Origin of the sequence: Achromobacter sp. RTa (assembly GCF_000757485.1) — a bacterium.
Classification (GTDB): Bacteria; Pseudomonadota; Gammaproteobacteria; order Burkholderiales; family Burkholderiaceae_B; genus Achromobacter.
Genome location: NZ_JPYO01000045.1, coordinates 460,778 through 478,847, shown reverse-complemented (window position 1 = coordinate 478,847; position 18,070 = coordinate 460,778). Strand labels below are relative to the sequence as shown.

The 18,070-nt window shown below is 66.9% G+C and carries 20 protein-coding genes; 6 read left to right on the top strand and 14 right to left on the bottom strand.

Features of this window, described 5'->3' with window-relative positions; all coding sequences use genetic code 11:
• Nucleotides 1–110: 110 nt before the first annotated feature.
• Nucleotides 111–971: a DMT family transporter gene (locus tag JL37_RS26505; protein ID WP_043547987.1), complete on the top strand. Its 861-nt coding sequence runs from the start codon at nt 111–113 to the stop codon at nt 969–971.
• A gap of 46 nt (nt 972–1,017) precedes the next feature.
• A complete protein-coding gene (locus tag JL37_RS26500; protein WP_043547986.1) occupies nt 1,018–2,070 on the top strand; it encodes an RNA methyltransferase in 1,053 nt (350 codons plus the stop codon).
• On the opposite strand, the gene JL37_RS26495 is transcribed toward JL37_RS26500, so the two are convergent.
• Nucleotides 2,067–2,822: an SDR family NAD(P)-dependent oxidoreductase gene (locus tag JL37_RS26495; protein ID WP_043547985.1), complete on the bottom strand. Its 756-nt coding sequence runs from the start codon at nt 2,820–2,822 to the stop codon at nt 2,067–2,069. The two genes, JL37_RS26500 and JL37_RS26495, sit on opposite strands and share 4 nt — an antisense overlap.
• 163 nt (nt 2,823–2,985) lie before the next feature.
• Between JL37_RS26495 and JL37_RS26490 the strand changes: the two genes are divergently transcribed.
• Nucleotides 2,986–3,948: an AraC family transcriptional regulator gene (locus JL37_RS26490; RefSeq protein WP_081955219.1), complete on the top strand. Its 963-nt coding sequence runs from the start codon at nt 2,986–2,988 to the stop codon at nt 3,946–3,948.
• Between the two features lie 4 nt (nt 3,949–3,952).
• Here the strand turns inward: JL37_RS26490 and JL37_RS26485 are convergent, their stop codons facing one another.
• A complete protein-coding gene (locus JL37_RS26485; RefSeq protein WP_043547984.1) occupies nt 3,953–4,606 on the bottom strand; it encodes an aspartate/glutamate racemase family protein in 654 nt (217 codons plus the stop codon).
• On the opposite strand from JL37_RS26485, the gene JL37_RS31000 reads away from it, so the two are divergent.
• Nucleotides 4,605–4,985: an RpiB/LacA/LacB family sugar-phosphate isomerase gene (locus JL37_RS31000; RefSeq protein WP_081955218.1), complete on the top strand. Its 381-nt coding sequence runs from the start codon at nt 4,605–4,607 to the stop codon at nt 4,983–4,985. The two genes, JL37_RS26485 and JL37_RS31000, sit on opposite strands and share 2 nt — an antisense overlap.
• Before the next feature lie 13 nt (nt 4,986–4,998).
• On the opposite strand, the gene JL37_RS26480 is transcribed toward JL37_RS31000, so the two are convergent.
• The 11 genes from JL37_RS26480 to JL37_RS26430 all read right to left on the bottom strand — a co-directional run bounded on the left by JL37_RS26480 (nt 4,999) and on the right by JL37_RS26430 (nt 14,947).
• Nucleotides 4,999–5,838, bottom strand: a complete 840-nt coding sequence (locus JL37_RS26480; RefSeq protein ID WP_043547981.1) for a hypothetical protein — start codon at nt 5,836–5,838, stop codon at nt 4,999–5,001.
• Nucleotides 5,839–5,898: 60 nt separating this feature from the next.
• Nucleotides 5,899–6,510 carry an LON peptidase substrate-binding domain-containing protein gene (locus tag JL37_RS26475; RefSeq protein WP_043547980.1) on the bottom strand — a complete coding sequence of 204 codons (612 nt, stop codon included), beginning with the start codon at nt 6,508–6,510 and terminating at the stop codon, nt 5,899–5,901.
• Between the two features lie 9 nt (nt 6,511–6,519).
• On the bottom strand, nt 6,520–6,927 hold the full coding sequence (locus JL37_RS26470) for a carboxymuconolactone decarboxylase family protein (RefSeq protein WP_043547979.1): 408 nt from the start codon (nt 6,925–6,927) through the stop codon (nt 6,520–6,522).
• 93 nt (nt 6,928–7,020) lie between these two features.
• A complete protein-coding gene (locus JL37_RS26465; RefSeq protein WP_043547977.1) occupies nt 7,021–7,656 on the bottom strand; it encodes an ANTAR domain-containing response regulator in 636 nt (211 codons plus the stop codon).
• A gap of 2 nt (nt 7,657–7,658) precedes the next feature.
• Entirely contained in the window at nt 7,659–8,810 is a 1,152-nt protein-coding gene (locus JL37_RS26460; RefSeq protein WP_043548248.1) for a transporter substrate-binding domain-containing protein, read from the bottom strand.
• A 56-nt stretch (nt 8,811–8,866) separates the two neighbouring features.
• Nucleotides 8,867–9,580 (bottom strand): ABC transporter ATP-binding protein, encoded by a 714-nt coding sequence (locus JL37_RS26455; protein WP_043547975.1) that lies wholly within the window; start codon nt 9,578–9,580, stop codon nt 8,867–8,869.
• Nucleotides 9,577–11,394 carry an ATP-binding cassette domain-containing protein gene (locus JL37_RS26450; RefSeq protein ID WP_043547973.1) on the bottom strand — a complete coding sequence of 606 codons (1,818 nt, stop codon included), beginning with the start codon at nt 11,392–11,394 and terminating at the stop codon, nt 9,577–9,579. The genes JL37_RS26455 and JL37_RS26450 overlap by 4 nt, the downstream gene beginning before the upstream one ends.
• Complete coding sequence (locus tag JL37_RS26445) at nt 11,387–12,220, bottom strand: branched-chain amino acid ABC transporter permease (RefSeq protein ID WP_043547971.1); 834 nt, start codon at nt 12,218–12,220, stop codon at nt 11,387–11,389. Before JL37_RS26445 ends, JL37_RS26450 begins: the two co-directional genes overlap by 8 nt.
• Nucleotides 12,221–12,263: 43 nt before the next feature.
• Nucleotides 12,264–13,430, bottom strand: coding sequence for a substrate-binding protein (locus JL37_RS26440; protein ID WP_043547970.1), 1,167 nt, complete (start codon nt 13,428–13,430; stop codon nt 12,264–12,266).
• A 35-nt stretch (nt 13,431–13,465) separates the two neighbouring features.
• Complete coding sequence (locus JL37_RS26435) at nt 13,466–14,350, bottom strand: nitrilase family protein (protein ID WP_081955216.1); 885 nt, start codon at nt 14,348–14,350, stop codon at nt 13,466–13,468.
• Nucleotides 14,351–14,602: 252 nt separating this feature from the next.
• Nucleotides 14,603–14,947 carry a GFA family protein gene (locus JL37_RS26430; protein ID WP_043547969.1) on the bottom strand — a complete coding sequence of 115 codons (345 nt, stop codon included), beginning with the start codon at nt 14,945–14,947 and terminating at the stop codon, nt 14,603–14,605.
• A gap of 93 nt (nt 14,948–15,040) precedes the next feature.
• Here JL37_RS26430 and JL37_RS26425 point away from each other — a divergent pair, with 93 nt between their 5' ends.
• Both JL37_RS26425 and JL37_RS26420 read left to right on the top strand, forming a co-directional pair.
• Nucleotides 15,041–15,469 (top strand): VOC family protein, encoded by a 429-nt coding sequence (locus JL37_RS26425; protein ID WP_043547967.1) that lies wholly within the window; start codon nt 15,041–15,043, stop codon nt 15,467–15,469.
• 43 nt (nt 15,470–15,512) lie between these two features.
• The gene (locus JL37_RS26420) at nt 15,513–16,949 is read left to right on the top strand and encodes an MFS transporter (protein ID WP_043547965.1); all 1,437 of its coding nucleotides are present in this window, start codon (nt 15,513–15,515) and stop codon (nt 16,947–16,949) included.
• A gap of 37 nt (nt 16,950–16,986) precedes the next feature.
• On the opposite strand, the gene JL37_RS26415 is transcribed toward JL37_RS26420, so the two are convergent.
• Entirely contained in the window at nt 16,987–17,907 is a 921-nt protein-coding gene (locus JL37_RS26415) for an AraC family transcriptional regulator (protein ID WP_043547963.1), read from the bottom strand.
• Between the last annotated feature and the right edge of the window lie 163 nt (nt 17,908–18,070).

The window sequence follows — 18,070 nt, the reverse complement described above, 5'->3', positions numbered from 1 at the left end:
TCCGCCGTACTGGCTTTTAATACATAACAGTTTCTTAAAATTGTACTGGATTGTGCTTGGACTCGGAACAACCGCCGTGATGTACTGAGGGCCGTATCGAGGAGCTTCAGATGGAAAAGGCCACCAGCGGCTGGGTGAACGGTTTTATTGGCGTAGTCATCTTTGCGGGCTCCCTGCCCGCGACCCGGGTCGCCGTCGCGGACCTGGATCCCATCTTCCTGACCTGCGCGCGGGCCGCCATCGCGGGCCTGCTGGGCCTCGCGCTCCTGATGCTGCTACGGCAACCCCGGCCTTCCCTGTCCGACACGCCATCCCTGGCGCTGACCGCCTTGGGCGTCGTCGTCGGCTTCCCCCTGCTGACGGCCCTGGCCTTGCAGCATGTCACCTCCGCCCACTCCATCGTCTTCCTGGGCTTGCTGCCACTAAGCACCGCAATCTTCGCCGTGCTGCGCGGCGGCGAACGCCCTCGTCCGCCGTTCTGGATGTTCTCCATCGTCGGCGCCGCCTGCGTCGCAGGCTATGCCGCATGGGGTGGCCTGGAAGCCTCGCCCACCGGCGACCTGCTCATGCTCGCCGCCATCATCGTCTGCGGACTGGGCTACGCCGAGGGCGCCAAGCTCTCCCGCGGGCTGGGAGGGTGGCAGGTCATCAGTTGGGCCTTGGTGTTATCGCTGCCCGTCATGCTGCCGATCGCGCTGCTGACCATGCCGGCCACGTTCGAGCACGTCAGCGCGGCCGCCTGGATCGGATTCGCCTACGTGTCGCTGTTCAGCATGCTTATTGGATTCGTATTCTGGTATCGCGGGCTTGCGCAGGGTGGGATTGCCGCGGTGGGGCAATTGCAACTGTTCCAGCCTTTCATGGGGCTGGGCTTGGCGGCGGTATTGCTGCATGAGAATGTCAGCTGGACGATGCTGATCGTGACGCTGGCCGCGGTGGTCTGCGTGGCGGGCGCCAAGAGGTATGCGTAGTGGCCTCCGGCAGCCCGTTCCACGCACAGGGTAAAATCCGCCCCCCATGCGCTACTCCGACTTCGACCAACGCCTCGCCGCTCTCGGCGCCCTGCCCGTCCATCGCGGCCGGGTCCTGCGCGTCTGGCTGAAAGGGCAAGCGCTCGACACCGGCACGCGGCGGCGTAGCGCCGAGCACTTTCTGCCTCTGGCGCTGCGCGACGCCGTGCCCGCCTTGACGGCGGAACTGGACGGCCTCGCCCGCATCCGCTCCGAACACGCCGGCAACGACGGCTCGCGCTTGCTCGTGGAACTTGCCGACGGGCAGATGGTGGAAAGCGTGCTGTTGCCGCGCGACGGGCTCTGCGTCTCAACCCAGGTCGGCTGCGCGGTCGGCTGCCGCTTCTGCATGACCGGCAAGAGCGGCCTGATCCGCCAGGTCACCAGCATGGAAATCCTCGCCCAGGTCGTGCTGGCTCGGCGCCAGCGCGCGGTCAAGAAAGTCGTCTTCATGGGCATGGGCGAACCGGCGCACAACCTCGACAACGTGCTCGAAGCCATCGACCTGCTCGGCACCGAAGGCAATATCGGCCACAAGAACCTCGTGTTCTCCACCGTGGGCGACCTGCGCGTGTTCGACGCCCTGCCCCAACAACGCGTCAAGCCCGCGCTGGCGCTGTCGCTGCATACGACCAAGGCCGAACTGCGCGCCCACCTGCTGCCGCGCGCGCCGAAAATTGCGCCGGAACAATTGATCGAACTCGGCGAGAGGTACGCGCGCGACACCGACTATCCGATCCAGTATCAATGGACGCTGCTCAAGGGCGTCAACGACGGCGACGACGAACTCGATGCCGTCGTGCGTCTGTTGAAGGGCAAATACGGCGTGCTCAACGTGATTCCCTTCAATAGCCTCGAAGGGGATGACTACCAGCGCCCCGATTCCGAGCGCATCCGCGAGATCGTCCGTTCTTTGCAGAGCCGCGGCGTGCTGACCAAGGTGAGAAATAGCGCCGGGCAGGATGTGGATGGGGGCTGTGGGCAGTTGCGCGCTCGGGCTGTAGGGGCAGCGCAGGTGGTTGAACTGCGGCGCGGGCGGAATCCCTGTCTGCGTACCTAAATCGATTGACCGCCGGAGACTTCGATGCGTTGGCCGTTGACCCAACGGTTGTCCGGGCCTAGCAGGCTGGCGATCATCGGGCCGATGTCATCGGGCACGCCCACTCGACCAAGCGCGGTCATGTTGGCAAAGGCGTCGTTGTAGCCCGGGATGTCACGCACCGCGCCTCCCAGGAAATCGGTCTCGATCGCGCCCGGGGCAACGACATTCGCGGTGATGCCGCGGCTGCCCAGTTCCTTGGCCAGATACACGGTGAGCGTCTCCACCGCGCCTTTCGCGGCAGCGTAGGCCGAGAACCCAGGAAAGGACACACGGGTCAAGCCCGACGAGAAATTGACGATGCGTCCGCCATCGGCCAACACCGGCAGCAGGGACTGCGTCAGGAAGAACACGCCTTTGACGTGGACGTCGAACAGCGCGTCGAACTGCGCTGGCGTGGTGGCGGAGAATTCCACCATCTCGCCGTGTCCGGCGTTGTTGATGAGATGGTCAAGCGCATCGCGGCCCCAGGTGTCTTCGAGCGCCGCGCGCACCGCTGTGACGAAGCCAGGGAAAGACGACGTTTTGCTGGTATCCAGTTGCAGCGCGACAGCCTTGCGGCCGAGCGCCTGGATGTCGGCCACGACGGCATCCGCGGCGTTCTTGCCATCGCGATAAGTGACGATCACGTCGCCGCCACGGCGGGCAATGCTCAACGCGGTGTTGCGGCCAAGCCCCCGGCTGGCGCCGGTCACTAGAGAAATGGTTGTCATGAAAAAGCTCCTGGGTGAGTGAGCTTTGATCTTAGGAAGCACGGGCGCTTGCAGGTTGCCCGATTATTTTGAATCCTTGCCCGATTCTTTCGCTCAAACCGATTCAAGCTCGAATGGTGCTATGTTTATCCACGGTGATTCCGTTATTTAGCTGCGCGAATAGATGAAAAACATTGCCCGATCCTATGACGATCCCCACGCGAAGGCCGGCATTCCCGGGCACGGCGAACCGACCGAGGCCCTGCTGCGGGTGGCGCGGCAATATGCCGACGCGCATCTCAACAGCGAAGGCGTCGCATCCACCCCCATCAGCGGAATGTTCATCCTGCGCGAAACCTCGCCCTCTTCATTGCAGTACGCCATCACCAAACCACTGGTGGCCCTGGTGTTGCAAGGCAGTAAACGCGTAAGCATGGGCAGCCGGAGTTTTACTTTTGGCGCGGGGGAATCCTTGCTGATCACGATGGACGTGCCGACGATAAGCCAGGTCATCGCAGCCAGCGCGGTGGCACCCTACTACTCGCTGGTCATGGAACTGGATGCCGCGGTGATCACCGAATTGGTCGGCGAAATGGGAGAGTCGCCGATACTGCCGGACACCCCTGTGCGAGTGGGCCGGACGGAAGAGGAAGTCGCGGAAGCGGCATTACGCCTGCTCAAGCTGCTCGACAGGCCGCAATCGCTGGCCGTGTTGGGTCGCCAGTTGGTGCGCGAGCTGCATTACTGGTTGCTGTCCGGGCGGCATGGCGGCGCCATTCGCGTACTGGGCGTGTCCGACAGCCATAGCCGGCGGATTGCGCGGGCCGTAGAGATGATCAGGGCCCGATATGCCCAGCCCTTACGCATCGAAACGCTAGCCGAGGCAGCGGGAATGAGCCTGTCAGTATTTCACACGCATTTTCGCAACATCACTACGCTGACTCCGCTGCAATTCCAGAAGCAGCTTCGATTGCTCGAAGCACGGCGGCGCATGCTTGCCGAAGGCTCCGCAATCGGCGTCGCTGCACATGGCGTCGGCTATGAAAGCGTGACGCAGTTCACCCGTGAATATGCGCGAATGTTCGGACAGCCGCCGGCTCGCAACATCCGTGAAATGCGCACGCTGGCACAGTCGACTATGCCCTGAGTCGCTAGCGGGTCACGAAAGAGGTGGCATTCGTGGCGCGAACCGCGTCCAGCGCTGCCTGTACCCCGTGGATCGGTCGGCGCTTGTTTTCCACCAACTCCGCAGATCCCGCCATCCATGGATGGGCGTAGGCCACGGCATCAAAGCCTTGGGCATATGCCTCATCCGCGGCCTGCGCGCATGCCGCCATGCATGCCGCTTGTTTTCCTTCCTGGTAGAGCGCCCAGGCGCCAGGGATCAATTGAACCGTCACACTAGCGCCGGTGGCGGCCGCATAGTGCTCGAAGAGCGCCCGGTTCGGTGCAATGCTTGCTTCGACCGCACAGAGAACGGCAAGCCTTCCTCCGCCGCTCGACGCCGCTTTAGCCAAAGCCTTGTCCGCCCGGATGATGGGAACGGAGACGGCTCCCATGGTGTCGACTGCGGGGCCAAGCGTCGCGCACGTCACGACTACCGCGTCAGCGTCGATCATCAAGCCCCGCAACGCTTCGTGGACCAGCCCGTGCGCGCTGCCTGGCGCCGACTGCTGCCCCATGGCCTGCCGGAGATCCTCGCGAGTCGCATGACGAATCTCATCTGATGACCAACCTGCTTTCAGCGCCGCGAGTCCAAAGACCGCTTCGTTACCTTCCATCGTGTGCAAAAACGCGATTTTCATGCGACCAATCCTTTCAAAGCCAGGTTCGAAACAGATTGTTCTATCGGCTCCTTATCGCAACAAGGCCATTGGCAATACTGGTATCGACAGTTCTCCCTCCATGCAGACCGCATGGCGTTTGTGCGGCGGGCAAGATGAGGAAACGGTCAGGAAAGACTGCCCCAAATGTCAGGTTAGGGCCGCGCTATGCGCGAACGGCACTATGGCGCGGCTGAGTCGCCAGCACAACGACGCGAACGTCTTGGCGTTAGGCAGCAGAATCGTGGGATTTGAGGTCGCCTTGGATTGCGTCCGCGCATTCTTGAACACTGCTTTTGAAGGCGGACGCCACCAGCGTCGGGTTGACAGCCTCAGTATGCGCGTTCCCGCAGAAAAATAGTTCTCCGAGGCGCTCAATCATCCCCTCCCCCCGCCGCGCTCCGCGCCTCCGCCAGCGCCACCGTCAAGTGCATCACCTTCTTCTTCAACTGATCCCGCTCATCCGTCAGCCGGGTCAGCAGGTCGCGCAACCGCGCCACCTCCGCCGGCAAATCAGCAATGTTCTCAATAGGAATATCCGGCACGGCTTCGCGCGGCGGCGGCGCCTTGGCCTGGCGGACTTCCCGCGCAGCCTGCTGTAGTTCCTTCCTGCCGCCAGCCACGGCCGCAGCCTGGCGTTCAGGCGGCAACGTCGCCACCGCCGCCGCCGCATTGATGGAAATGGCGCCATCCTTGACCGCCCGCACCAGTTCCGGCGCCGCGGCCTTTTGTATCTTCTCGATCTGCCCCAACGTATTGCTGCTGATGCGCGCCGCCCGGGCCAGGGCCTGGCGGCTCAGCGCCTGGGACACGGGCGTGGCCGGTAGCGGCGGCGGTTCGCCGGAGTCTTCGTCCCATGGGGGATCGTCGGGCGCGGGCGCGGAGGCGGTGCGCGCTTGCAGGATTTCTTTTTTACGCAATGCGAGGACGCCGCGCTGGAAGTCGGATACGCTGCGCCGTCCCAGGTGGTTTTCGATCATCCAGAGGTGCACGTCCTCCATGGATTTGAACGTGGTGTTCTGGCGGGTTTCGAAGGGGATGCCGTGTTTCTGGCACAGGGCATAGCGGTTGTGGCCGTCGACCAGCAGGTCGCCCCATAGCACCAGGGCGTCGCGGCAGCCTTCGGCGAGCAGGCTGCGCTCCAGCGCTTCGCGCTCGTCGTCGGTCAAGGGGTCTATGTAGGCGCGCAGGCCCTCGTCTATCCTGATATCCATGGTGTCCAAATACGGTTACGCCCGGGTCTTGTACCCGCTACGGGGCCTTTTGCACAAGCGCTAGGCCAGCCCCTGCCCCCGCAGCACGTCCTGGACTGCCGCCAGCCGCGCTACCGGATCGGTCATGGCGAGCAAGGTGGCTTTGTCGTCGGGCGGCAGCGGCAGCAGTTCGCACCAGCGGTCGGCGACCCAGCCGCTGTCGTCCAGCCTGAACGGCGGGCCCAGGGGCATTTTTTCGGCGGGCACGCCGTCGCGCTGCCATTGGGCGACCAGGCGGCCCAGGGCATCGGCGCTGGGCTGCATGGCTTCCGGCACGGGCATGGGCGGATCGTCGGGGATGGGTTCGGCCTGGCCCATCCAAAGGCCGTATTTTGCCACCTCGCTGGACAGCAGCCGGAAACGGGTGGTGCCGACGCAGCGCAGCTCCAGCAGGGCCGGCATGGGCGCGTCCCAGGCGTCGATGCGCGCCATGGTGCCTACGGGGGCCAGGGTCTCGACGCCTTCCGGGGTGCGGACCTCGTTGCCGGACAGCAGGCCTACCACGCCGAATTCGCTGCCGTCGGCGATGCATCGGCGGATCATGTCCAGGTAGCGCACTTCGAAGATGCGCAGGTGCAGCACTCCGGCGGGAAACAGGGCGTTGGAGAGGGGAAACAGCGGGATCAGAGACATGGCGGCCTCCTATTTCACGATGAATGCCTCGTCGACGGGAACCTGCATGGCCGTGACCATGGCGTTGGTCTGCGCGGCCATGCCGATCACGGCCAGCAGTTCGGCGTGCTGGCCGTCGGTCATGCCCTTGGCGCGGGCGGCGGCGGTGTGGGAGTGGATGCAGTAAGTGCAGCCGTTGGCGGTGGAGACGGCGATGTAGATCATTTCGCGCATTAGGGGCGAGAGTTCGCCCTCGGCCATCATGACCTGTTTGAGCTGCGCCCAGACGCGCTCCAGCTGGGGCGGGTCGTTGGCGAGCGCGCGCCAGAAGTTGTTGACGAAATCCGATTTGCGCGTGGCCCGGATGTCTTCAAATACCGCCCAGGCCTGGGGGTTCCGGCGGACTTCCTCGTCCGACAGCAATCGCACCGTTGTCATGGCAACTCGCTCCATCCGTGTATCAGTGGGCGCGGATGCACCGGCACGGTCCGTCCGCACAGACCGTCATTGGACTGGAAACCGGCCGCGGGTTCAAGCGGTGTTGGAGGGTCCGGGGCGGGCGCCGCCCAGGCCCAGTTTTTCCATGGCTTCGCTGGCGTCGACAATCATGGCGGCCACTTCCGCCACGCTGACGCGCAGGCGGGTGGCGCGGCCGCGCATGTGCTCGTAGGCTTCGCGCTCGTCCAGGCGCTGGTGGTCCATCAGCACCCGGATGGCCTTTTCGATGACACGCCGGGATTTGATAGTGCTTTCCAGCTTGTCGATCTTGTTCTGCTGGCGCAGCTGGAACATCCGGGCGGAACGCGCCAGCACCAGCGTGCTGAGAATGCCTGCGGAGCGGAACGGCCGGGTCAGCACGCCGTGGGCGTTGGTCTTGAGGAGCTGCTTGAGGGTGGTGGGGGTTTCGTATTCGGATAAGGCGATGAGGGTGGCCTCGACTTCGCTGGCGGTCCAGGCGGCGCTGTTGCGGCCGCATTGGGAGACTTGGAAGAACACCACGTCGGCGCCCGACGGCGGGTATTCCGGGAACGGCCAATGGAGGTGGATGCGGCAGCCGATGCGCTTGAGCTGTTCGACCAGCAGGTCGCGGTCTTCGCCGGGCGGGTACACCACGGCGACCGCCACGCTGCGCAGGTCCTCGTAGAGGCGGCGTAGGCTATGGTCCATGCTCATTTCAACCAGAACTCGTCCAGCCCGAACGCCGTCAGGTAGGGATCGGGTTTCACCGGCACGCCGCTTTCCCAGACGATGTCGAAGCTTCCATCCGGCATGCACACGCCGATGCGCGGCGTCAGCACGCAGTGGTTGTTCTCGGCCAGGATGGCCAGGCGCCCGTCCGGCGCGTCGAATTCCACCTGGTGCACCGCCTGCACCAGCTTGCGGGTGTCCAGGGCGCCCACGCGTTGCAGGGCGCGCGCGAACAGGTGCATCTGGCTGTAGGAGGTTTCGGCGTAGACGTTGGCGGGGCGGTCGCCGAAGCGCTCGCGCCAGCGCGCCAGGAAGTGCGCGTTGCCTGGCGTGGCCACGGTGTTGAAATAGGTGGCGGCGGTGATGTGCCCGGCGCACAGCGCCGGCCCCACTTCGGCCACTTCGGCTTCGGTCATGGTCAGGCTGGCGATGGGGATGCTGGCCGCCGCCAGGCCGGCCTCGTGGTAGCGCTGATAGAAGCGCTGGGCGTCCGAGCCGATCAGCGTGGAGAACACCACGTCGGGCCGGATGCGGGCGATGTCGTGCACCACTTCCAGGATGTCGCTCTCGTCGCAGTCCAGAGGCAGATAGGTTTCGTCGAGGATTTCGCCGCCGTGCTCCTCGACGGTTTCGCGCATGATGCGGTTGGTTTCGCGCGGGTAGATGTAGTCCGCGCCCACCAGGAAGATACGCGAGCCGCAGTGCTGGATCAGGTAGGCGGCCAGCTGCATGCTGCCCTGGTTGGGCGCGGCGCCTGTGTAGATGACGTTGGGCGAATACTCGAAGCCTTCGTAGACCGAGGCGTACCAGAGCAGCGAATTGCTGCGCTCCACCACGGGCAGCATGGCCTTGCGGCAATGCGAGGTGCAGCCGCCGAAGATCACGTTGACCTCGTCGTCCAGCAGCAGCCGGGCGGCCAGGCGGCGGTATTCCTCGCAATCGCTGCGGGGGTCGTAGGCCACCGGTTCCAGCGGGCGGCCGAGCACGCCACCCAGGGCGTTGATTTCCTCCACGGCCAGCACGGTGCCGAAGAAGTGCTGCGATTCGGTGGTGCCGCTGACTCCGCTGCGCGAATACAGCACGCCGATGCGCCAGCCAGGGCCGGTGGCGCCGGAGTCGCTGAGCGGGGTCACGGGCTTGGCCACGGGAAGAATCCTGGACGACGGGTCGGAAGCATGCGGGTTCTGGCTCATACCTTCAGATGGTCAATGATATGGCCTGCGGCCTCCGGCGCGCCAGCATCGCCTTCGTCGACGATGGCTCCCTGCTTGAGCACCAGGTACCTGTCGGCCACGCGCAGCGCGAACGCTACGTTCTGCTCGACGATGAACATGCTGGTGCCGCGCCGCTCGCGCTCCCAGTTGAGGGCGTTGGCCAGCCGCTCGATCACCGAGGGCTGCAGCCCTTCGGTGATTTCGTCCAGCAGCAGCAAGGCGGGCCGCTGCATGAGGCCCCGCGCGACCAGCAGCATTTTCTGCTCGCCGCCCGACAGGGTGCCGGCATGCTGGCGCAGGCGCGACTTGAACACCGGAAACAGTTCGGCGACGTCTTCGAAGCGCTCGTCGAACAGGCTGTCGCGCGCCAGGCCCAGGCGCAGGTTGTCGCGGATGCTCAGGTCGGGAAACAGCGGTTGTTCCTGGGCGGCGTAGGCCACGCCGCAGCGCGCCACCTCGTGCGGGCGCAGGCGGGTGGCGTCAACCGCCCCCAGCCGGACGCGGCCGCGCAGTTTGGGCAGATAGCCCATGACGGTCTTGAGCAGCGTGCTCTTGCCCATGCCGTTCTTGCCGAGCAGCGCCGCGCAGGCGCCCTTGGGCACGGACAGCGATACATCGTTCAGCACCATCGAGGCCTTGTAGCCGCTGGACACGCCTTCCAGGCGCAGGGCCGGCGCGATACTGGTCATTGTTCCGCTCCTTGCGCGGACGGCGCGCCGCCCGCATAGATGGTCCGCACCAACTCCGATTCCGTCACCTCGCGGAAACTGCCGTCCATCACGATGCGTCCTTGGTGCAGCACGACGATGCGGGTGGCGACCTCGGCGACGAAATCCAGGTCGTGCTCCACCAGCAGGCAGCACAGGCCGTGGCGATGGGCCAGCGACGACAGCACGACGCCGATCTGCGTGCGCTCGGACTTGCTCAGGCCGGCCGTGGGCTCGTCCAGCAGGATGACGCGCGGCTCCAGCGCCAGCACCATGGCCAGCTCCAGGGCCTGCTGCTGGCCGTGGGACAGGTCGCGGGCCACACTGTCCAGCCGCTGGTCCAGCCCGGTCATGCGCAGCACCTCCAGCGCGTAGGACGGCAGCGCCAGCGCGGGCGCCCGGCGCCGCCAGGACGGCCGTTCGCGCAGCGTGGTGGCGATGCGCAGGCTTTCCGCCACGGTCATGGTGTCGAAGACGTTGGCGTTCTGGAACTTGCGCCCCAGGCCGTAGCGCACGCAGCGCGCCGGATCGTCGCGGCGCACGGCATGACCGCACAGTTCGACCCGGCCATCGGAGCGCTCGGCGCCGTCGGCGATGCAGCGCATCAACGTGGTCTTGCCCGCGCCGTTCGGCCCGATCAGGCCCACCAGTTCGCCGCCGCGGGCCTGCAGGTCTATGCCTTCCAGCACCTTCAGGCTGCCGAAGCGCTTGGCCACGCCCGCCAGTTGCAGCGCCGCCTGCCCGGCGCCGGGCGCGGGGCCCTGCCCTGCCCGTTCCGTCAGCGCGGGCACGGGCGCCGCGGCCTGGCACCGCCGCCATGGCGCCAGCAGCAGCGGCAGCAGGCCGCGCGGCAGCAGCAGGATCACGACGATGAAGGTGACGCCCAGCAGCAACTGCCACACGAACGGCATATTGCCGCTCAGGTACGACCCCGCCACATTGATGAGGATGGCGCCCAGCACCGGGCCCCAGATGGTGCCGCGCCCGCCCAGCGCCACCCAGATGATGAGTTCCGTGCCAAAGACGAAACCCGTCAGCTCCGGAGCCACGACTCCGCTGAAGGCTCCGTAGCCGAAGCCCGCCAGGCTGGCGATGACGCCGCAGACCGCCAGCAACAGGATGCGCCAGCGGGCGATGTTCAGGCCCAGGTAGCTGCAGCGCGCCTCGTTGTCGCGCAGCGCCACCAGGATGCGGCCGCCGTCGCTGCGCGCGGCCACCCAGGCCAGCAGCGACACGGCCGACAGCCCGCCCGCCGCGATCACGTACCAGGCCTCCAGGGACAGGTCGAAGGTCTCGTAGCCCGTCAGCCCCGAGGACGAGCCCGTCCAGGTGCCGCCCGACAACACCGATTGGGTCAGCACGATGGGCAGCACCAGCGAGATCACCGTGGCGAAGAACGGCGAGGCGCCCCGGTAGAACGACAGCCAGCCGGTGACCAGCGCCAGCACGGCGGCCACCCCCGCCGCCGCCAGCGCGGCCAGCCCCGCCGTGGCCGGCGAGAAGCCGTAATGCGTGAACGCCAGGCCCGCCGCGTACGCGCCCACGCCGAAGAATGCCGACTGCCCGAAGGTCAGGTAGCCGGTATAGCCCCACAGTATGTCCACCGTCACGGCGGCCACCGCGAAGAACAGCGCCTTGATCAGCACGTTGAGCAGGTAGGTGTCGAACAGCCAGGGGCCGGCGACGGTCAGGGCCAGGCACAGGCCGGACAGCCACAGCAGGTCGCGCGAGCGCGAGGCCCGGCGCGCCACCGCGGCGGCCTGGGGGGCGGGCCGGGCAAGCAGAGTATCAGTCATGAGCGAATCCTTGCGGACGCAGGCGCAGCGTCAGCGCCGCGAGCACGGCGATGGTGACGCCTCCCAGGATGGGGCTGACGAGCACGCTGACCAGCACCTGGCAGGCGCCGTAGACCAGGCAGGTCAGCAGCAGCGCGGTGATGGAATGGCCCGAAACCATGACCAGCATGAAGGCGCTGATCAGCCAGGTCAGCCCCATGTTCGGGTCCACGCTGGACAGCGGCGTGATCAGCGCGCCGGCCAGCGCCCCCAGGCCGGCGCCCAGGCCGAAGGTGATGAAGCGGATGCGCTCGGCGTTGATGCCCAGGCCGCGCGCCAGGTTCTCGTTCATGATCACCGCCCGCGTCCTCACGCCGAAGCGCGTGCCGTTGAGCAGCAGCAGCGTGGCCCCGTACACCAGCAGCGCCGCGGGAATCAGCAGCAGCCGGTAGGCCGAGTAGTCGGTGCCCAGGAACGCCACCGCGCCCTTGACCGGCGCATCGGCGAACTGCACCTCGCGGCCGAAGGCCATGGTGATCAGCTGCCCGATCACGATGCCCAGGCCCCAGGTGGCCAGGATGGCGTCCAGCGGCCGCTTGTACAGCGGCCTCACGATCAGCCGCTCCACGCCCACGCCCACCGCGGCGCCCACGGCCAGCGCGAGGGGCAGCGCCAGCCATGGATTCAGGCCCAGTTGCGTCACGACCAGGCTGGCGTAGCTGCCCAGCGTGATGATGGCGCCGTGCGCGAAATTGACGATCTTCATGACGCCGAAGATGATCATCAGCCCGGCCGTCACGATGAACAGCATGGCCGCGGTGCTCAGGATGTCCAGCAGCAATCCCATCGGGGTCTCCTTTGCCGCCCGCCAAGCGGGCGGCGCGCAAACGCTACTTCAGGCCGGGGCACTGCGCGCCCGGGTCCACCTTGTCGAAAGACTGCAGGATGCGGATGGACCCGTCCTGCTGCACCTGGCCCAGGCGCATGGTCAGGGCCGCGTGCCGCTGGCGGTCCATCCGCACCGGGCCTCGCGGGCCGTCCACCTGCACCTCGCTCAGCGCCTGCACCACCTTCGCGGGGTCGGTGCCGCCGGCCTTCTCGACCGCGGCCTTGTACAGGAAGAACCCTTCGTACTGGGCGGCCGAGAATTCGTTGGCCGTCTTGGCCTGGCCGCCGAACTTCGTCTTCAAGCCATCCAGGAACTTGCGGTTCTGCGGCGTATCGATGCTGGTCAGATAGGACGACGACATGTACATGCCCGCCGCGGTATCGCCCATGGTCTTGGCCGTGCCCTCGTCGATGGCCAGGTTGCCGTAGGGCATGGTCAGGCCGGCGGCCTGGATCTGCTTGGCCAGGCTGACGTTGGGGCTGCCGCCCGCCGTGGAGCTGATCAGCGCATCGGGCTGCGCCGAGCGCACCTTGGAAACGACGGCGGTCCAGTCCGATCCGTCGATGGGCAAGTATTCCTCGCCCACCACCTTGCCGCCCTGCTTCTCGATGTATTCCCGCGTGAACTTCAGCATGCCCCGGCCGAACGCGTAGTCGCTGCCGATCAGGAAGAAGGTCTTGGCCTGGCGCGTCTTCATGAAGTGGTCCACCACCGGCGCGACCTGCTGCTCGGGCACCCAGCCGCTCACGTGCATCCAGCGGTTGCACGAGCGGCCTTCATAGAAAGAGGTGTAGATGTACGGGACCTTGCCGCGCGCGATGATGGGCAGCGCCGCGTTGCGCGCCGCGCTGGTCTCCATGGCGATGACGGCGTCCACCTTCTTCTGGAACACCAGGGTGTCGTAGGCCTTCTGCGCGCCGACCGCGCCGGAGGCGTCGTCGGCGATCTCCAGTTCGATCCGGCGGCCCAGGATGCCGCCGGCCGCGTTGATTTCGTCGGCGGCCAGCTGCGAGGCCTGCACCACGCCGGGCGCCACCACGCTGTTGGCGCCCGACAGGCCGACCGGCACGCCGATCCGCAAAGGCTCCGCGGCATGGACGCCGGCGGCGCCAGACAACAGCGCCGCGAAGGACAATCGGGCAAGGATCCTGCAAGACGGGAATTTCATGGGTTTCTCCTTGGGGGTCGGCTATCCGCCGTTGTTCATCGCTGGGACGGCGCGTCCGCCACGCCCAGCCGCTCGTCGTAGACGTCGCGGCGCCGGTCGCGCAGCACGTGATTGAACGCGTTCAGCTGCCGCCCGCGGCGCGCGGCTTTCAGGTCCACCGCGGCGAGCAGGATCTCCTCGCGGTCGGCGCTGGCCGGACCGGCCGCGGTCCAGCCCTGCGATCCCACGATCAAGCTGCGGCCCACGAAGGGCTGGCCGCGCTCGACGCCCACCCGGTCGGCGCACACCACCGTCAGGCCGTTGCTGTGCGCGCCCGCGATCGCCAGCGCGTGCGCCATGGCCGGGCCGTCGGGCGTCTGGCCGGGCATGGGCACCCAGTTGGTCGGCACCGCGACCAGGTCCGCGCCGCGCAGCGCCAGCAAGCGGTAGACCTCGGGGAACCAGCCGTCGTAGCAGATCGCCACGCCCAGCCGGCCCAGCTCGGTATGGAACACGGGCAGGCCCAGGTCGCCCGCCTCGAAATACAGATTCTCGTCGCCCCACAGATGCAGCTTGCGGTAGGTGCCGATATAGCCCTGCGGGCCGGCGACCAGCGCCGAGTTGTAGAGGCGGTCGCCGCAGCGCTCGGCGATCCCCGCCACCAGGTAGATGCCCAGGCGTCCGGCCAGCTCGATCCAGGCCCGCGAGGACGGGCCCTCCGGCACGGGCTCGGCCAGGGCGTAGGCTTCCTCGCGGCTTTCGAACATGTAGCCGGTGTTGGCCAGTTCGGGCAGCACCACCAGGCGCGCGCCGCGCGCCGCGGCCTCCTCCGCCAGCTCGATGGAACGCGCCACGTTGGCGGCGACCTCGCCGATTGCCGGGGCCATCTGGATGCTGGCCACGCCGATCGCGGGCGCGGGTTGCGGATCTAACGGTTGCATGCGGTCTCCTTCGCGGAAAACAAACGAAAAAGCCCCCGACCACGCAGTGCGTGCAAGTCGGGGGCTGTTATAGCCAGACGAAGTGTTCAGGCAGCAATTATTGCTGCAGGGTGCGGCAGGGGCGCGGAACGCGCCGCGCAAGGATCAATGCTGATCGTGGACGAATAATAGGGATGCCTCGGCGCCCCGAACAATAAGAGGTTTCCCGGACGGCCGCCCGGATGCGAGAATAGCGCGTGGCGTCGGCAGGCCCTAGGCGCTGCGGCCGTCGTACGGAATGCGGGTCAGCGCGTTCAGGTCCACCGTTTCCAGGCAGCGCACGTTCACCGCCGCCGTTTCCTCGCCCTTGGGGCTTGTGCCGAACGCGAAGGGCGCGCAGCCGCACTCGGCGCAGAATTGGTGCGAGATCACGTGCTTGTTGAATTTGTAGGTCGACAGGCTGTCCGTGGACGAGGTGATGCGCAGGTCCGTCCGCGGCACGAACCACAGCAGATAGCCCTTGCGGCTGCAGTGCGAGCAATTGCATTCCAGGGCCTGTGACACGTCGCCGTCGACCTCGAATGCGATGCGTCCACAGTGGCAACTTCCTTTTTGCATGGCCTGGCTCCTTGGGTATCGTGGGTCGGGCCTCCATCATAAAACGGCGGCCGCGCGCTTGGCGCCGCTTTCGTCCAATCTTCAGGAGACATCATGCCCCAACTATCCGCCTACCTCAGCTTCGACGGCAATTGCGCCGAGGCCATGCGCTTCTACGAACGCGTGCTGGGCGGGCGGCTGGAGGCGCTGGTCCGCTACGCGGACGCCCCGCCCGACGCCGCCATGCCGTCCCTGTCCGCCGAGGACTCCGAGCGCATCATGCATGCCCGGCTGGGCCTGGACGAACAGATGCTGATGGGCAGCGACGCCACCGCCGGGCATCCCTATCCCGGCAAGCAGGGCGTGGCGCTGTCGCTGGCCTACCCCACGGTGTCGGACGCGCAGCGCGTTTTCGACATGCTGGCGGAAGGCGGCAGCATCACCATGCCGCTGCAGAAAACGTTCTGGGCCGAAGCCTATGGATCGCTGATCGACCGCTACGGCACGCGCTGGATGGTCAGCGGCGGGCGCCTGACCCACTGACCGCCAGCCATCCGAAACCACGAAAACAAGGAACCCATACCCGATGACGCATGGAATCCACGGCAAGCAACGATGGTGGGCGCTGCTGGTGCTCTGCCTGGGCGTGTTGATGATCGTGCTGGACACCACGATCGTGAACGTCGCCCTCCCCTCGATCCGCCAGGACCTGCATTTCACCGAGACCTCGCTGGTATGGGTGGTCAACGCCTATATGCTGACCTTCGGCGGCTTCCTGCTGCTGGGCGGACGGCTGGGCGACCTGTTCGGCCACCGCCGCATGTTCCTGGCGGGGCTGACGCTTTTCACGCTGGCCTCTCTGGCCTGTGGGCTGGCGCAGGGGCAGGCCCTGCTGATCGGCGCGCGCGCGGCCCAGGGGCTGGGCGGCGCGGTGGTGTCGGCTGTGTCGCTGTCGCTCATCATGAATCTCTTCACCGAGACCGGCGAGCGGGCGCGCGCCATGGGCGTGTACGGCTTCGTCTGCGCGGGCGGCGGCAGCATCGGCGTGCTGCTGGGCGGCCTGCTGACCAGCGCGCTGTCGTGGCACTGGATCTTCCTGGTCAACCTGCCTATCGGCGTGCTGGTCTATGCGCTGTGCCTGCGCCTGATCCCCGCCGCCGCTCCCGCCGCGGGCGGCGCCCGGCTGGACGTGGCCGGCGCGTTCGCGGTCACCGCCTCGCTCATGCTGGCGGTGTACGCCGTGGTCAACGGCAACGAGGCCGGCTGGACCTCCGCGCAATCGCTGACGCTGCTGGGCGCGGCCGCCGCGCTGATGGCGCTGTTCCTCGTCATCGAAGCGCGGGTGGAATCGCCGCTCATGCCGCTGGGACTGTTCCGCCTGCGCAACGTGGCCACCGCCAACATCGTCGGCGTGCTGTGGGCCGCCGCCATGTTCGCGTGGTTCTTCGTGTCGGCGCTATACATGCAGCTGGTGCTGGGCTACAGCCCCATGGAAGTCGGCCTTGCCTTCCTGCCGGCCAACCTCATCATGGCGGCGTTCTCGCTGGGCCTGTCGGCCAAGCTGGTAATGCGCTTCGGCATACGCGCGCCGCTCGCCACGGGCCTGTTCATGGCCGCGCTGGGGTTGGCGCTGTTCTCGCGCGCGCCCGTCGACGGCAGCTTCGCCGTGGACGTGCTGCCGGGCATGCTGCTGCTCGGCCTGGGCGCGGGCGTGGCCTTCAACCCCATGCTGCTGGCGGCGATGAGCGACGTGGAACCCAGCCAGTCGGGCCTGGCCTCCGGGGTGGTGAACACCGCCTTCATGATGGGCGGCTCGCTGGGGCTGGCCGTGCTGGCCAGCCTGGCCGCGGCCCGCAGCGCCGCTCTCGCGCAGGCGGGCGCCGCGCCCACGGCGGCGCTCAACGGCGGATACCAGATGACGTTTCTGGCGGGCGCGCTGATCGCGGCGCTGGCTGCGGCATTGAGCGCGATGCTGCTGCGCTCTCGCAACCGCGATTTGCCGGTGCAGGCGGATACGCCGTAGCAAGCCGCGGGGACGCGCGCCGCCGCCGACCGCTAACTCAGCGGCGCTTGCCGAACACGGACTTGGGCGCGCGGCCGTGAAAGCGCGTGAAGGCCGCGCTGAAATTGGCCGGATGGCGGTAGCCGACGCGGTAGGCGGCCTGCGCCACCTGGCAGCCGGTTTCCAGCAGCTCCCAGGCTCGCTGCATGCGCAACGCGGTCAGCAGCCGATGCGGGCTGCTGCCGTACAGCTTGCGGAAACCTTCCTTCAGCTTGAATTCGTTCAGCCCCACGGCAATGCAGAGATACTGCACGGTGAGGTCGCGGTCCATCTGCTCGCTCATGAGGGCGCGCGCCGCTTCCACGCGCACGATGTCGGCCTGGCTGAGCCCGCCCAGCGCGGGCGCCGGAGCAAGGCCGCGCAGTTGGCGCGATAGCAGCGTCAACGCGCGGATATGGGCCTCCAGCGGGTCTGCGCCCGAGGCCAGCGCGGCCGCCGCCGCGGCCGTTTCGGGGCTGGTGCGGATATGCGCCAGGCAGCGCAGCCGACCTTCGCCCAATAGGGCCTCGGCGCGCTCCTCGCCCGCGTATCGGCGCAATACTCCTTCGCCTACCAACAGCCTCAATTGCGATATGGCGGCGCCGCCCAGGTAGCGGCGTTCTCCCTTGCTGCGCTGAAACGCCGTGACCGTGGTGTAGCCGCCGCGGAAGTCCAGCGCCGAGCCATCCGCCCCCTGATAGGCCGACACGCCCTCCATGGCCAGAGTGATGACCAGCGTGCGCGCGCCGTGGCCGGCCGCGTTCTCCTCGATCAGGTCGCGCGCCGGCGCGTAGCGCGAATGCACCAGCGCCAGGCCATCGTCCAGTTCCAGCCGGTCCGCATGGCATGCGCCCAGCTCTTGCGGCAAGGCATGGCGCAGCCAGCCGGGACGAGGGCTGCCGGCCGGCTGGGCCAGCGTGGAAGAAATGCGCAGGGACATGGTTTTTCCTGAGGCGGCGCCCGGATCTTGCCCGCCGCTCCGATTTGCATACGAATGGATCCGGAACGCATATGGATGCTAATGATATTCGTTCGCATAAAGAAATACCATTTCCGGGATGGCCGCACAACGATGGCGGCCGCGACGCCGCACAGGAATCCCG

Excerpts from the sequence above, each read along its gene's own strand:
- JL37_RS26505 (WP_043547987.1), top strand. The coding sequence starts at position 111 with ATGGAAAAGGCCACCAGCGGCTGGGTGAACGGTTTTATTGGCGTAGTC.
- JL37_RS26500 (WP_043547986.1), top strand. The coding sequence starts at position 1,018 with ATGCGCTACTCCGACTTCGACCAACGCCTCGCCGCTCTCGGCGCCCTG.
- JL37_RS26495 (WP_043547985.1), bottom strand. The coding sequence starts at position 2,822 with ATGACAACCATTTCTCTAGTGACCGGCGCCAGCCGGGGGCTTGGCCGC.
- JL37_RS26490 (WP_081955219.1), top strand. The coding sequence starts at position 2,986 with ATGAAAAACATTGCCCGATCCTATGACGATCCCCACGCGAAGGCCGGC.
- JL37_RS31000 (WP_081955218.1), top strand. The coding sequence starts at position 4,605 with ATGCGACCAATCCTTTCAAAGCCAGGTTCGAAACAGATTGTTCTATCG.
- JL37_RS26485 (WP_043547984.1), bottom strand. The coding sequence starts at position 4,606 with ATGAAAATCGCGTTTTTGCACACGATGGAAGGTAACGAAGCGGTCTTT.
- JL37_RS26480 (WP_043547981.1), bottom strand. The coding sequence starts at position 5,838 with ATGGATATCAGGATAGACGAGGGCCTGCGCGCCTACATAGACCCCTTG.
- JL37_RS26475 (WP_043547980.1), bottom strand. The coding sequence starts at position 6,510 with ATGTCTCTGATCCCGCTGTTTCCCCTCTCCAACGCCCTGTTTCCCGCC.
- JL37_RS26470 (WP_043547979.1), bottom strand. The coding sequence starts at position 6,927 with ATGACAACGGTGCGATTGCTGTCGGACGAGGAAGTCCGCCGGAACCCC.
- JL37_RS26465 (WP_043547977.1), bottom strand. The coding sequence starts at position 7,656 with ATGGACCATAGCCTACGCCGCCTCTACGAGGACCTGCGCAGCGTGGCG.
- JL37_RS26455 (WP_043547975.1), bottom strand. The coding sequence starts at position 9,580 with ATGACCAGTATCGCGCCGGCCCTGCGCCTGGAAGGCGTGTCCAGCGGC.
- JL37_RS26450 (WP_043547973.1), bottom strand. The coding sequence starts at position 11,394 with ATGACTGATACTCTGCTTGCCCGGCCCGCCCCCCAGGCCGCCGCGGTG.
- JL37_RS26445 (WP_043547971.1), bottom strand. The coding sequence starts at position 12,220 with ATGGGATTGCTGCTGGACATCCTGAGCACCGCGGCCATGCTGTTCATC.
- JL37_RS26440 (WP_043547970.1), bottom strand. The coding sequence starts at position 13,430 with ATGAAATTCCCGTCTTGCAGGATCCTTGCCCGATTGTCCTTCGCGGCG.
- JL37_RS26435 (WP_081955216.1), bottom strand. The coding sequence starts at position 14,350 with ATGCAACCGTTAGATCCGCAACCCGCGCCCGCGATCGGCGTGGCCAGC.
- JL37_RS26430 (WP_043547969.1), bottom strand. The coding sequence starts at position 14,947 with ATGCAAAAAGGAAGTTGCCACTGTGGACGCATCGCATTCGAGGTCGAC.
- JL37_RS26425 (WP_043547967.1), top strand. The coding sequence starts at position 15,041 with ATGCCCCAACTATCCGCCTACCTCAGCTTCGACGGCAATTGCGCCGAG.
- JL37_RS26420 (WP_043547965.1), top strand. The coding sequence starts at position 15,513 with ATGACGCATGGAATCCACGGCAAGCAACGATGGTGGGCGCTGCTGGTG.
- JL37_RS26415 (WP_043547963.1), bottom strand. The coding sequence starts at position 17,907 with ATGTCCCTGCGCATTTCTTCCACGCTGGCCCAGCCGGCCGGCAGCCCT.